The 13,446-nt window shown below is 64.6% G+C and carries 14 protein-coding genes; 10 read left to right on the forward strand and 4 right to left on the reverse strand.

Annotated features, from left to right (window positions below; translation table 11 throughout):
• Positions 1–33 precede the first annotated feature (33 nt).
• Together recO and AC3LCN_RS02660 are read left to right on the forward strand one after the other, a co-directional pair.
• Positions 34–783, forward strand: a complete 750-nt coding sequence (gene recO / locus AC3LCN_RS02655; protein ID WP_488648543.1) for a DNA repair protein RecO — start codon at positions 34–36, stop codon at positions 781–783.
• Positions 780–1,157, forward strand: coding sequence for a fluoride efflux transporter FluC (locus AC3LCN_RS02660; protein ID WP_488648544.1), 378 nt, complete (start codon positions 780–782; stop codon positions 1,155–1,157). Before recO ends, AC3LCN_RS02660 begins: the two co-directional genes overlap by 4 nt.
• Before the next feature lie 40 nt (positions 1,158–1,197).
• On the opposite strand, the gene AC3LCN_RS02665 is transcribed toward AC3LCN_RS02660, so the two are convergent.
• Positions 1,198–1,533: a hypothetical protein gene (locus AC3LCN_RS02665; protein WP_488648545.1), complete on the reverse strand. Its 336-nt coding sequence runs from the start codon at positions 1,531–1,533 to the stop codon at positions 1,198–1,200.
• A 78-nt stretch (positions 1,534–1,611) separates the two neighbouring features.
• On the opposite strand from AC3LCN_RS02665, the gene AC3LCN_RS02670 reads away from it, so the two are divergent.
• From AC3LCN_RS02670 to murI, 6 genes are all read left to right on the forward strand, one after another.
• On the forward strand, positions 1,612–2,115 hold the full coding sequence (locus tag AC3LCN_RS02670; protein ID WP_488648546.1) for a DUF4446 family protein: 504 nt from the start codon (positions 1,612–1,614) through the stop codon (positions 2,113–2,115).
• Positions 2,112–5,306 (forward strand): ATP-dependent helicase, encoded by a 3,195-nt coding sequence (locus AC3LCN_RS02675; protein ID WP_488648547.1) that lies wholly within the window; start codon positions 2,112–2,114, stop codon positions 5,304–5,306. Before AC3LCN_RS02670 ends, AC3LCN_RS02675 begins: the two co-directional genes overlap by 4 nt.
• The gene (locus AC3LCN_RS02680) at positions 5,303–5,818 is read left to right on the forward strand and encodes a hypothetical protein (RefSeq protein ID WP_488648548.1); all 516 of its coding nucleotides are present in this window, start codon (positions 5,303–5,305) and stop codon (positions 5,816–5,818) included. The genes AC3LCN_RS02675 and AC3LCN_RS02680 overlap by 4 nt, the downstream gene beginning before the upstream one ends.
• A gap of 94 nt (positions 5,819–5,912) precedes the next feature.
• Positions 5,913–6,971, forward strand: a complete 1,059-nt coding sequence (speB, locus tag AC3LCN_RS02685; protein ID WP_488648549.1) for an agmatinase — start codon at positions 5,913–5,915, stop codon at positions 6,969–6,971.
• Positions 6,953–7,720, forward strand: coding sequence for a class I SAM-dependent methyltransferase (locus AC3LCN_RS02690; protein WP_488648550.1), 768 nt, complete (start codon positions 6,953–6,955; stop codon positions 7,718–7,720). Before speB ends, AC3LCN_RS02690 begins: the two co-directional genes overlap by 19 nt.
• A gap of 11 nt (positions 7,721–7,731) precedes the next feature.
• A complete protein-coding gene (gene murI / locus AC3LCN_RS02695) occupies positions 7,732–8,622 on the forward strand; it encodes a glutamate racemase (protein ID WP_488648551.1) in 891 nt (296 codons plus the stop codon).
• Here the strand turns inward: murI and mtnN are convergent.
• Positions 8,619–9,374 (reverse strand): 5'-methylthioadenosine/S-adenosylhomocysteine nucleosidase, encoded by a 756-nt coding sequence (mtnN, locus tag AC3LCN_RS02700; RefSeq protein WP_488648552.1) that lies wholly within the window; start codon positions 9,372–9,374, stop codon positions 8,619–8,621. The two genes, murI and mtnN, sit on opposite strands and share 4 nt — an antisense overlap.
• 23 nt (positions 9,375–9,397) lie before the next feature.
• On the opposite strand from mtnN, the gene AC3LCN_RS02705 reads away from it, so the two are divergent.
• A complete protein-coding gene (locus AC3LCN_RS02705) occupies positions 9,398–10,999 on the forward strand; it encodes a CapA family protein (RefSeq protein WP_488648553.1) in 1,602 nt (533 codons plus the stop codon).
• Between the two features lie 16 nt (positions 11,000–11,015).
• Here the strand turns inward: AC3LCN_RS02705 and AC3LCN_RS02710 are convergent, their stop codons facing one another.
• Positions 11,016–11,432: a hypothetical protein gene (locus tag AC3LCN_RS02710; protein WP_488648554.1), complete on the reverse strand. Its 417-nt coding sequence runs from the start codon at positions 11,430–11,432 to the stop codon at positions 11,016–11,018.
• A 70-nt stretch (positions 11,433–11,502) separates the two neighbouring features.
• On the opposite strand from AC3LCN_RS02710, the gene AC3LCN_RS02715 reads away from it, so the two are divergent.
• On the forward strand, positions 11,503–11,907 hold the full coding sequence (locus AC3LCN_RS02715) for a hypothetical protein (RefSeq protein ID WP_488648555.1): 405 nt from the start codon (positions 11,503–11,505) through the stop codon (positions 11,905–11,907).
• A gap of 6 nt (positions 11,908–11,913) precedes the next feature.
• On the opposite strand, the gene AC3LCN_RS02720 is transcribed toward AC3LCN_RS02715, so the two are convergent.
• A complete protein-coding gene (locus AC3LCN_RS02720) occupies positions 11,914–13,446 on the reverse strand; it encodes an aminobutyraldehyde dehydrogenase (RefSeq protein ID WP_488648556.1) in 1,533 nt (510 codons plus the stop codon).

Genomic DNA, 13,446 nt, shown 5'->3' on the forward strand with positions numbered 1-13,446 from the left:
GCGCGGTTGTAGGGCAATGCTACCCTGCGCATCATGCCTGCACGTCAAAGCACTACGTCGCTGGCCGTCGTCACCTCCCGCTTTCGCCTCGGCGAAGCCGATCGCGTGCTCACCCTCCTCTCCGCAACACGCGGCAAGTTCAAGGCGATCGCCAAGGGGGTCCGCAAGCCGACGAGTCGACTTGGCGGCGGGGTGGAGCCCTTCGCTGAGCTAGACCTTGCCCTGATCACGGGGAGAACCTTCGATACCGTGACTCAGGTGCGCAGCGTGCGAGTCTGGCTCGGTCTGCGCAGCCGACTCGGCAGCGCGGCGGTCGCCTGGTACGTCGCAGAGTTGGTCGAACGCGGAACGAGCGATGAGCAGCCCGAGCCCGAACTCTATGAGCTGCTCCTTCACGCCTGGGATCTTTTAGAGTCCGGCGCCCCCGATGCGCTCGTGGCGCGCTGGGCTGAACTGGCGCTCCTTGACGCCTCGGGGCAGGGCCCGGAACTCGACGTCTGCCTTGAGTGCGGCAGGGCGCCCGTTGCAGGCGAAGCCCTCCGCTGGGATGAGGAGGGGGCGGGCATCCGCTGCGCATCACATGCACTGGGAGGAGCGTTCTCCAGCGATGCGTTGCGACTGATGCGAGCGCTGCGACGCTTTGCGCCAGAGGAGCTCGTTGCGCTCACGCTGCCGCCCGCCCCCCAACGTGAGGTGAGCTGGGCGCTGCGTGGTGCCGTGCATCTCCTCTTCGGTGCGGAACCGAAGAGTCGCAGCTTCATGGACGAGGTCTTGGCACCATGAGCGGGGTGGAGCTGCTGCTCGTTGCCCTCGGCGGCGCGTTCGGCGCTGTGGCGCGCGCACTAATGGATCAGGCTGTTGCTCGAGCAGGTTGGCTCACGGAGTACGGCACCCTCACAATCAACCTTGTCGGCTCGCTCTTTGCTGGGTTCTTGGTGACCCTGATCGTTGAGCGCTCCATGGTGCCGTCAGAGTTGCGGCCACTCCTCATCACTGGTCTCTTGGGAGGGTTCACGACCTTCTCCGCGCTCTCCCTGCAGCTCTCACGCCTGATTACGGCGGGGGACACGGTGAGTGCGGCAGCCTATGCGCTAGGTTCTGTCGCGCTCGGTGCCCTGTGCGCGCTGCTTGGCGCAGCGATTGGGCGCGCGTTGTAGGTGCGTTGATCCCTCGCGTGGCAAGGGGTGCGGGCGCGAACTAGGCGGCGACGAAGCCGGTGGTGGTCGCGACGAACCAGATCGCGGCGAGCAGTGCGAGCATCGCGCCGTACGTCAGCAAGATGCGGCGAAGGTCGCGGCGCACGACTGGCATCTCTTCGGCGATTTCGGCGGTGAGTCGCTGTGTCGATGCGACCCGGCTACCAATTGGTGCAGAGGTGCCCGGAATGATGGTGCTCTTTGGGGCGATGAGCGTCGCCTCATAGGCGGCCGCAGCGGCCTCCTCGGCGGGGGTGAGGCCACGCTTGGGCGCGTCGGCATGCGACTTCAGCTTCGGGCGCTGGTCAGGGCGGAAGCGCTTCTCTCGTTTAGCCATGACTCCTCCTTACAGGATCGTTCGCAGAGGATACCTGACCTAGGTTGAGAGGGCGGCGAGGGCTGATAGGATGCAGCCGTGGATAGCCAAGTGCTCCTTGCAATCGGTGTCGCGGGGGTGATCGTTGCCCTGCTCGCCCTCCTCATCGCCCTGAACTCGATTCGCAACCTCCGTCGCCTGCGCGCCGACTACGCGGCGCTGGTCTCGGGGAGTGAGGCACTGACCGCCGAGCAGCGATTCGCCCAGGTTCTCGAGCGGGTTGCCCAGCAGGGGGCTTCATCGCAGGCTGCGGGGACGCGCCTCACCGCCCTTGAGGCGGCCGCTCCTGGCGCACTGAGTCGCATGGGCCTCATCCAGTTCCAGGCCTTCGAGGATGTCGGCGGCGGCCAGAGCTCTGCCCTTGCGCTACTCGATGCGACGGGGAGTGGCGTGGTGATTACGTCGCTGCACGCGCGAGTCGGGACACGGATCTACGTGAAGCGCGTCATTGAGGGTCGGGGCGAGGGGACCCTGGGCGAAGAGGAGTCGGCGGCAATCGCTGCCGCCTTGGCACAGCCCGCCTACAGCGCTCCACAACGGTGACTTCGCGCGCCTCGGGTGCGGGCGAGCGCGAAGGTGGCTCGCAGATACCAGTCTGGTCTGGAATCACACCCAAACGACCTGCGGCGACAACGCCAACCATCGCGCACCTCGTCGATGACCTCAACGACGAGCAGTACGCCGCCGTAACGCACGGTGAGGGTCCGCTCCTCGTCGTGGCCGGTGCGGGCACAGGGAAGACGCAAGTCATCACGCGCCGCGTGGCCTGGCTCATCGCCGAAAAGCGCGCCGAACCGGAAGCGATCCTGGCGCTCACCTTTACTGAGCGTGCGGCTGAGGAGATGCAAGGGCGCGTCGATCGCCTCGTTCCCTACGGCTACGCCACGACCCCAATCAAAACCTTCCACGCCTTTGGCGATGAGCTGCTCCGCGCCAATGCGCATCGGCTCGGCCTCTCCGGCGAGCTGCGTGTGCTGGGGCACGCCGAAGTCGTTCTGCTCCTTCGCGAGCATCTCTTCGAACTCGGCCTCAAGAGATTCCTGCCACTTGGAGACCCAACACGATTCCTCGGCGACATTGCCGGCTACTTCTCACGCGCAAAGGACGAGGCGCTCGGCCCCGATGAGATTCAGAAATTCGCGTCAGATCTTCACGAGCGGGCTGGAGAAGCACGAAGCGCCGCAGCGGCAACCGCCGATCTTGAACTCCAGCAGAACCTTGCCTCGTATGCCGATGCGGTAGACCTGCTTGCCACCGAGCATGGGGAGCTCAGCGCAGCGCTGCGCACCTATCGCACGATCCTGAACGAGCGTGGCCTCCTTGATTTCGGGGACCAAGTGTTGCGCGCCTATGAGCTGCTGCGTGATGACCCCCTTGTTGCCGCCCGTCTGCGGGAACAGCACCGTTGGATTTTGGTGGACGAATACCAGGATACGAACCGACTACAGGGGGCGCTGGTTGATCTTCTCTCGGATGGGCGGCGCAATCTCACCGTGGTCGGCGATGACGACCAGTCGATCTATCGCTTCCGTGGGGCGGCGATCAGCAACATCCTGAACTTCACCGAGCGGTACCCCGATGCGAGCAAAGTGGTCTTGACCAAGAACTATCGCAGCACGGGCTCCGTGCTCACCGCCGCACGACGCCTGATTCGCTTCAATGATCCGCATCGGCTCGAGGTTCGCCTCGGCATCTCAAAGGAGCTCACCCCAGAGGGGATGCCTGGCGATGCGCCTCCGGTGACGTTCCGCCGCTTCCGCACAACGGCAGATGAGGCGGATTGGATCGCGTCAGAGATCCGCGACTCCATCGCGGGAGGTCGACGGGCCCGCGATCACGCGGTGCTCGTGCGCGCGAACGTTGACAGTGTGGAGGTTGGGCGCAGCCTCAATATGCTCGGCATTCCGTGGCGCTCGAGCGGCGCCGCCGGACTCTACGATCGCCCCGAGGTACGCCTCCTCTTGGCGGGCCTGCGCCACGCGGCCGACCCAGATGCCGCGGCGCCACTCTTCCTGATCGCCGCAGAGTCGCGCTTCAAGGTGCCGCCCACGATTCTGGCCGCCGCCGTCGGCAAGTCGCGTCGCGACCACACCTCACTGCGCGAGAGCCTTGCAACGGTTGGGGCGGGGCATGAGGCTACTGAGCGGCTTCTGGAACGTCTCGCCAGCGTGGTGCAAGAGAGTGTTGAGCGCACGAGCGGCGAGGTGCTCTATCGCTGGCTGCGTGAATCAGGTCTACTCGCCGAGCTCACCCGCGAGGCAACGCCGGAGTCCGATGAGCGAATCCGTAACATCGGACGCCTCTTCGATGTGGTGCGCTCCCGCAGCCGACTCCTGGAACTTGACCGTGCCCCATTCCTGGTGCGCTACCTCGAGGAGCTCGGTGAGGCGGGGGATGATCCGTCGGCTGCCGATGTCGATCCCGACCTTGACGCGGTCGCGCTCCTCACGATTCACCAGGCGAAGGGGCTGGAGTTCCCCGTTGTCTTCGCTGCAAACCTCGTTGAGGGGCGCTTCCCAGCCAAGGGTCGACCGCCGCGCCTCCCGCTTGCTGCAGAACTTGGCGGCTCTGATGATGTGGTGCCGCGTGATCCTCGTGCCCCAGACGGACCAACAGAGGCAGACGAGGAGGCGCTACGCGAGGAGCGACGCCTCGCCTATGTGGCGCTGACCAGGGCGGGCGAACGCTTGGCACTCACCGCTGCAGAGCGGAGCAGTGGCGGTGTGCGACCGCGCAAGGTGAGCCGATTTGTTGCTGAGGCGCTCGATCTCAGCCGCGAGCAACTCGAAGAGTTTCCACTCACCGGCGAGCCAGCGTCAAAAATTCAAGGGCTCACCATTGTTGCCCCACCACTTCCGGTTCTCCCCGTGCGTGAACCTGGGGCGACGGAGAGTGCGCCGCTCACCCTAAGCTTTACGGCGATTGAGGCCTTCATTGCCTGCCCGCTGCGCTATCACTATCAGCAACGCCTCCGCATTCCGCTGCCGCCGCATCACTCTGCAACGTACGGTGCTGCGATGCACGCCGCCGTCGCTGAATTCCATCGTGGACAGATGGTGGGCACCCCACCGCAACTCGACGAGCTTTATGCCGCCCTCGAGCGCAGTTGGCAGAGTGCCGGCTTCCTCTCTCGCAGCCACGAAGAGGCCCGCCATACGGCGGCGCAGGAGGCGATTGCACGATTCCGCAGTGAGGAGATCGCAACAGGCCACGCGCCGGCTTATGTCGAGAAAGACTTCTCGTTTGAACTTGGCGGGCACAAGATTCGCGGCCGTTGGGATCGCGTCGATGTGCAGGCACTCCCACCCGAGGGTCGCAGTGCGCCGATTCCGACCATTGATGTGCCGGGTGACGTTGTGCGCCCAACCCTGCCGCTCGGCGACGATGAGTGGGTGGTGGTCAGCGATTACAAGACGGGCGGGCGCGATGATGACGACGCGAGCCGCAAGCGGGCGAAAGAGTCACTGCAGCTGCAGCTCTACGCGCTGGCCTGGCGCGCCGTAACAGGGCGACTCCCCGATGAGGTGAGCCTGCGCTTCCTTGACACCGGCCGTGTCGCCAACGTGCCGGTCGAGCCGAAGCGCATGCTTAAGGCGCGCGAACTGATTGTGGTTGCAGCGGAGGGGATCGTGGCTGGCGTCATGGATCCAAAGCCAGAACTCATGACCTGCACCTACTGCTCGTACCGTGAGCTCTGCCCAGCGTCGAAGGCTCCAGCGGGGCGGCCCGCATGACGCTCCGTGATGGAGATCGGCGCAGCGTTGCCGAACAGCTTGAGCTACCGCTCGATCAACAGCCGGCTACGCCGTTTGCGGGAAAAGTGTTGCGCACCGCCGCCGCCGCCGCTCCCACACCACCACGCATCCCCGCTGGTGATCAGCGGCTGATCCGCGCCCTCAGCGTCGGCACGTTCATTGCGGCGCTGATCACCGTCGTCGGTGCGGTAACGGTCAACCCCGCTCAAGAACCGACGCGCGCCCTTGCCGTTGCGGGTGCACTGGCTCTCACTGTGACGCTCGGGCTCACGGGGCTTCTTCTCTTGCGCTCCTTTCAGGGGCATCCAGGTGTCTGGCGGGTACGCCGTCGCCGGAGTTTGCGGCGCGGGTTGTTTGCGGGCGCTCTACTCGGTGGCTACGTTGCCCTGCGTATCATTGGCCTCGGTGGCCCAACAGGGCTATTGATCGCAGTAGCTCTCGTGGTCGTGGCTGAGGCAGCAATCTCGCGGGCCGAGGTCGACTCGGTCTAGTCCCAATTCTGCCTGAAACGGGTGTAGGATTGCCGCGCGCCCTGCTGGACGTTGGCTCGCACCGGCGGCGCATCTGAGTGAAATGGTGACCAACATGAGCCCGAATACCCCACCTTTCGCCGCCTCCCTTGCCGCGCTCGGCTGGAGCGGCACCCAAGAGCAGCGCGATCCACTAGATCGCCCCTCGTATGTGGGGCCGGTCAGCTTCGCTCAACTTCCGTGGGTTGAGGATGTGGCTGAGATCCGTCGTCGCAAGGCCGACATCGCGATCATTGGTGCACCGTTTGATGATGCCGTCACCCATCGTCCTGGCACACGCTTCGGGCCACGTGCCATTCGCGAGGCGCAGTACCAAACTGGCACCCTGCACTCACTGCAGGTGGGCGTTGAGCCGTTTACCGCCCTCACCGCCGTTGATGCCGGTGACGCCCTGGTTTACCCAGGACGACTCGAGTATGGTCACGGCGCCATCTACCGCAAGGTTCGTGATGTCGCTGAGACCGGTGCGATTCCGATCGTGCTTGGTGGCGATCACTCGATCACGTGGCCGAACGCGACGGCAATTGCCGAGATGCGCTGGCCGCAGCGCATCGGAATCCTGCACTTTGATGCACACGCTGACGCCTCCATCGACGGCTACGGATCGTTGCACAGCCACGGCTCGCCAATGCGCCGCCTGATCGAATCGGGCGCGGTGCTCGGCAAGAACTTTGTGCAGGTTGGCCTACGAGGTTACTTCCCTGACAAGGAGACGCTCGGTTGGATGCGGGAAAACGGCATGCGAAGTCACTTCATGACCGAGATCGAAGAGCGCGGCTCAGAGGCAGTCATCGCAACCGCCATTGCAGAGGCGCTCGACGGTCCAGATGCGATTTGGATCAGCCTTGACATTGATGTGGTCGATCCGGGCCTCGCGCCAGGAACGGGCACACCAGAGCCAGGCGGGATGCTCTCGCGTGAGCTGCTCCGCGGGCTCCGTCAGATTGCCGCGCAAGTCCCGATCGCAGGAATGGACATCGTTGAGGTCTCACCACCGTATGACTGGGCTGAGTCAACGGCGATGATCGCCAACCGTGCCGCCCTTGAAGTGATTAGCGCGCTGGCAAAGCGCAAGGAGTCCGGCGAGACGATTCGTTGGGAACACTCCCGCTGAGCGAAACCGCTTCCGAGGGACGAAGCCGCCTGCTCGCTGACGAACGCGACTTAACTTACGCCGCCGACGATGACCTTGTGTATTGGCGGGAGGTAGCAGCGGAATCGGACGGCCCCATTCTCGAGATTGGGTGCGGCGCAGGTCGCATCCTGACGGCCCTTGGTGCCGCCGGGCCGCAGCGCATCGGTATTGATCTCGATATGAGCGCCCTCGCCCTGGCTTCGGAGCGCGCTCCGTTGGCCGAATGGATCTGTGCAGATGGCCGAAGCTGGCGTCTTGATGAAGCCGACGCAGCCCTCGTGATCCTTGGCGGTGATCTGCTCTCGCTGATCACCGCGCCCGCGGATCTTGATGCGCTCTTACGAACAGCAGTGCTGCACTGCGCACCTGGCGGACAGGTCGGAATCGACGCCACACTCATGGACCCGCAGCTGTTCGCGGATGAGGTCGAGGGTGAGTGGAGTGTTGATCTAGAGCGGGCAGATGCTGATCTCGGCACGGTTCAACGCGAAAGCCGCATCAGGTCCGACCCGCAGGCGCGCAGCAACACCGTACTACTGGAAATTCGGCATCGGGCGGTGGGGGGAGACGGCCGCCTTACGGTGATCTATCCCGACCGACCTCCCTTCGCCATTCGTGCCTGGCAGCCAGATGAGGTGCGAGCCCTCGCGGCCGCGGCAGGCCTACGCGTGACCAGGGTTGGCGCCGACGATCGTCTGCGCTGGCTGCTACGGTCAGCGCATGAGTGACCCACGCCCAAATGAGTGATCCGCGCCCAATCGGGCTCTTCGATTCAGGGATCGGCGGTCTCACCGTTCTGCGTGAAGTGCAGGCGCGCCTCCCAGCCGAATCCACCATCTACATCGGTGATAGCGCCCGTCACCCATATGGCACCCGCAGCGATGTCGAGGTACGCAAATTTGCCGAAGAGCTCAGCGACGAGCTCGTCACACGCGGCGTTAAGGCGATCATCATTGCCTGTAATACCGCGACGGCCATCGCGCTTGAGCATCTTCGTGAGCGGCACCCAGCAACACCAATCATCGGCGTGATCCGACCAGGAGCGGCAGCCGCGGCGCTCGCGACACGTACCGGCCGGGTTGGTGTGCTGGCCACTATTGCAACCGTCCGGTCGCGTGCGTACTTCGCCGCTATCAAAGATGAGAATCCTGGCACGCGGGTGACGGAGCGAGCTGCCTCGGAACTCGTTACGCTCATTGAGTCAGGTCGCACGACTACAAACGAGATGAGCGATGCCATCCATGCGGCGATTGACCCGTTTCTTACTGGTGAGCCGAGCGAACGTATCGATACCCTACTGCTTGGTTGCACCCACTTCCCGCTGATTCGCGGCGCCATTGATGCGGCGCTCGGTGCCCCGATTGCTGTGGTTGATTCCGCCGCAGCAACGGCGAGCTTTCTTCAAGAGATCATCGCGGTGAATGGGCTTGAGGCTCCAGGATCTAGCCGCGGGACGGCGGCCGACCCCGGTCATCTCGGACACTCCGCGCCGGCCTCAGCGCCAATAGCCCCAGAGCATCAGATATTCACGACGGGGGATCCTGCGGCGGTGAATGCGCTCTCGATCCGTCTCTTTGGCGGTGCAGCACCGCGAGCGCAGCAGATGACGCTGGGTGCGAAACGCAGTTAGCGGCGCTCCAGAGCTGGCAGGATAGCGCGCACAATTTCGGCGGCGTTCCTTGAGGCGAGCGCGAGATACTCCCAGAAGCTAAGCGTGGCCTCGCCGTCACCAGAGTCGCTCACGCTGCGGATCACCAGCCAGGGGATGCCATGCGTGCGTGCCGCATAGGCGATGGCGGCCCCCTCCATCTCAACGAGGTCGGCTGAGCTGCGGGCGGCAATCGCATCGCGAACCTTCTGGTCTGCGACAAACCAATCGCCGGTGGCGATGCGGCCGCGACGGAGGTTAATCCCAAGGCGTGTTGTCGTTGGTGTGGCGGCATCGAACGCCGCGGTTACGAGCTCGGGATCGGCAACCAGAAGTGGGTCGCCTTTTGATGGAGTATCCGCGCCGTAGCCGAAGAGTCGAAAGCCATCGGCCTCTGCTGCGGCAAAGTCATGCTGCAAGACATCATCGGCGAGTAGGACGTCGCCGACGCGATATCCCGCATGCAGGGCGCCGGCGGAGCCGACCGAGATCACGCAGCGGGGCTCAACTGCCAGGGCGGCGGTAACTGCAACCACCGAGGCGACCTTACCCACGCCGCAGCGCAGAAGCGCGACCGGGTGTGTGTCGATGTGGCCGATGAGGAGCGCACCCTCTGCAAGTCCTGGAAGTGGGTGAGGCACCAGATCAGTGGCGAGCGCCTCAAGAGCGGCGCGCTCCTCGCTGAGCGCGGCAGCGATGAGTGTTGGGCCTGAAGGGCGGAAGTGTTGCTGCATGGGGGTAGGATAGCGGTGTGCATATGCCCGCTGTGACCCACGCTCCGTTGCCGCGACGTCGCAGCCTCTTCACGCTCGCACTCGCTCTCCTGCTCGCTGCCGCGTGCGGCACCTCTGCCGCGCCATCGGGGGCGAGCGGAGAGTCGTCGGCGAACCCAAGCCTCTCACCAACCAGTGATAGCCGGAGCCCACTGATCCCTGTTGCTGGATACCGCAGCACCCTCACTGCGCTCACGAACGCCGGGGTTGCGCGGCTTGCCGAAGTTGGGGGGAAATCACCGATCACCAAACTGATCCTGATCGCGCCGGAGTCAAGCACCATCCTTGCAGCGCTCGGCCTCTCGGCCACCTCAATTGCATCGCGCCTGGCACTCGTCGCGGACCGCACCGCCCTCAAGGCGGCACTCGCCGCCGATGAGAGGGCGGCAGGGTTCGTGCGGCTCGCCGCCCTTGAGCCAGCACTGCGCGCCCTAACGTGGGAGGGGGCTGCGATTGTAGGAGTACAGCACGTCGAGTCGTTGGCTGATTGGCCGCTGCGCGCCGAGCTACCCCTCGACGCATCAATTCCTGCAGAGTGGCTATCTGGTCCGCTTGCGTACGACCCTGCATCCGCATGGACCCTTGCCGCTGGTGGCGACATCCTGCTTGACCGTGGCGTTGCAGCCAACGCGAAGCGGTCCAAGCGTGGGGCAGATTCGCTCTTTGATGGCGGCTTTGCCGATATCACTGGCACAACCTGTTGCAGTCAGTTCCACGTGCCGCGGGTTGCGGCGCGCCTCGTGAGTGGTGGCGGCATCAACGGCTTGATGCGCTCGCTCTTTCAGCAGGCAGATCTCTCGATCGCGAACCTTGAATCACCAACACCGAAGAGGTGGCAACAGCACAATTCTGGTACGACCTTTACCGGGAACCCAGCACTCCTACGGGTCGTGAAAGAGGCGGGATTTGATTTCCTCTCGTCGGCGAACAACCACATCGGCGACGGTGGCATTTTGCGCATCCCTGAGACTATTGCCGCCGTTAAGGCTGCTGGCATGGGCAGCGGTGGCGCCGGGGCAAACCTCGCCGAGGCGCAGCGCCCGTGGCTCTCCGACGTTGGTGGCATCACCGTGGGCATCGTTGCAGTTGACCAGGTAAACCCGAGCACGCACGCGCGGGCAAACCGGCCGGGGAGCGCGCCGATTGGTACTCCGGAATTGCGGGCCTCAATTGCGGCGGCCCGCGCAGCTGGCGCAGACGTCGTTATTGTCTTCCCGCATTGGGGTTTGGAGTTCCAGGCGCAACCTACCGCCTCGCAGCGCCGGTTTGCCAAAGTAGCGATCGTCGCTGGCGCTGACATGGTGCTCGGTTCGCACTCTCACTGGGCGAGTGCGATGGAGATCATCAACGGTAAGCCGGTCTTCTACTCTATGGGCAACTTCGTCTTCGACCAGAACTGGTCCGTTGAAACGTCCGAGGGGCTCGTTATCGAATCCACGTTCGCGGGATCGCGGTTGATCAGCACGCGCATGTTGCCAACAGTGGTCCTCAACCAGTCACAGCCAAACTTCGTCGACGTCGCCACCGATGGCGTACCGATCATGGATCGCGTCTGGAAGGGCTCAAAAGGTCTGCCTCGCTGGTAACGCGGACCCACCTTCGCTAAGAGTCGAGCAACTCGTTCTTCTCCAAGTCCACCACGGCGGTTCGCAGGCCGATCGGCTCGCGCCCCGAAAGCAGCGCCTCAGCGATGGCAAGGTCAGGATCCTCCTCCTCGCCTTCGTCAGCAGCGTGAGCACCCACCCCCTCATGCGCGAGCAGGCGCGTTTCGCCCTCCTCAGAAGAGATGCCCACGGCGGCCACCAGGCGGGAATCGAATGATGCGGCAAAGTCGTGCTCGCGTTCGAGCTCAGCGGCGATCGCCTCAACGAGGGTCTCCTCGGTAAAGGTTTCTGTCACCCGGCTGCGGGCCGTCTCCACCATCGCCAAGAACTCGCTAGGGGCGAAGGCCTCGTCGTGGGCGAGGGTAATGCCGATGGCAAGTTCGTCCTCGGCCTCGTGAAGCTCATAGAAGTACACGCCGCGCAGGCTAGCACCCCGCGTGGCGCTCCTGCTTGACGCCAATGGGTAGGGCGCGGAAACTGGAGCCATGAGGGTCATGATTCGTAGCCGCACGAGCACCGCGCGTGGCACCCTCATCTTCCTCGGGCAGGCGCTGATCGTGGTGCTCTTCGTGGTGGAGTTCGGACGAAATCTGATCGGCGTCATTCAGGTGAATACGCGCTTGGCGCAGCTTCGCGACGAGACTGCGGCGCTCCAGACTCGGGCCGATGCCCTAACGGCGGAGCGGGTGCTTCTCGATGACGCCGCCTTCCTCGAGCTGGTTGCGCGCGGCTACAGCCTCGGCTCCACTGTGGAACGCCCGTTCGTCTTAGCGGCTGATGCGGCACCACTTCCAGAGGATGCTCCTGGCTCTGGCGCACGGCGGTTCAGCCCTGATGCGCCAACTCGATCGCCGCTCGACGCGTGGCTTGACCTGCTCCTCGGGAGCTAAGGGGAACTACCTCTTCGGATCTCCGAAGATCGTCCAGTGCCAGCCCTTCTCGGCCTCGCCAGTGATCTCAATTGCTACGTGCTTGATCTGCGTGTACTCCTCAAAGGAGTAGCGGCTGAGGTCCTTACCGAATCCCGACTGCTTGAAGCCACCATGCGGCATCTCGCTCAGGAAGGGGAGATGGTCATTGATCAGGACTGAGCCGAAGTTAAGAGCGGCCGCCATGCGATGAGCGCGCGCCACATCACTCGTCCAGCAGCTTGAGGCGAGGCCATACGGCGTGTCGTTCGCCAGGGCGATCGCCTCGGCTTCGTCGGCAAATGGAAGCGCGACGAGTACCGGACCGAAGACTTCCTGCTGCACGATCTCGCTGGACTGCTGCGCGCCGACGATGAGCGTTGGCGCGAAGTAGGCACCCTCGGCTGGGACGCCCTTCGGCTGCGCACTGCCGCCCACCACGATCCGTGCCCCTGCGGCAACGGCGCGATCAACGTAGCCAGCGACTCGATCGCGGTGGGTGCGCGAGATGAGCGAGCCGAGGTCTGTCGCGGGATCGAACGGATCGCCGATGCGCACCTGCGCGGTGAGCTCAGCAATGCGGGCCACGAGGCGGTCGAAGATCTCGCTCTGGGCGTAGAGGCGAGTGGCCGCGGTGCAGTCCTGACCAGCGTTAACGAAGGCCCCAGCGATCGCCCCTCGCGCGGCGGCCTCAATGTCGGCATCAGCGAAGACAACGAACGGTGCCTTGCCACCAAGCTCTAGATGCAGACGCTTCAGGGTTGGCGCGCCAGCAGCCATCAGTTCTCGACCAGTGGCGCTGTCGCCCGTGAGGGCGATGATGTCGATGCGCGGATCTGCGGCAAATTGCGCCCCGACCTCGGCACCTGGCCCGGTGATGACATTGACGACGCCAGCAGGGAAGCCAACCTCGCGCGCCAGCTCTGCGAGACGCAGCGCCGCGAGCGGTGTGGCGCTCGCCGGCTTCATGACGACGGTGTTACCAGCAGCCAGCGCGGGCGCCGCCTGCCAGACCGCCATCGCGAGTGGATAGTTCCACGGCGCGATCAGCGCGGCAACGCCGATCGGCTCCCGCCGAATCATCGAGGTGTGGTTGCCGGTGTACTCACCGGCGGCGATACCATCGGGGGTACGCAGGACGCCAGCGAAGTAGCGCAGGTGGTCGATGACCGCAGGAATGTCGCCGTCGCGTCGCAACTTGCGCGCGGTGCCCGTCTGCCACACCTCGAGATCGGCGAAGTGATCCGCCTCACGCTCGACCGCGTCGGCGAGGGCGAGAAGGAGTCGGGCGCGTTCGGCGGGGAGTGTCGTGCGCCAGCCTCCGGTATCAAATGCTCGTCGGGCCGCAGCGATGGCGGCGTCAACGTCGGCGGCAGCGGCGTGGGGAATCTCGCCGATCACAGCGCCAGTGGCGGGGTGGCGCAGGGTGAAGGTTCGCCCGCTGGCAGCCCCACGCGAGGCGCCGTCAATGAGCATCGTTGGGGTGAACGGGGGAGTTGCTCGTGGCGCGCGACTTGTCAT

Origin of the sequence: Candidatus Limnocylindrus sp., from assembly GCF_040397215.1 — a bacterium.
Classification (GTDB): Bacteria; Chloroflexota; Limnocylindria; order Limnocylindrales; family Limnocylindraceae; genus Limnocylindrus.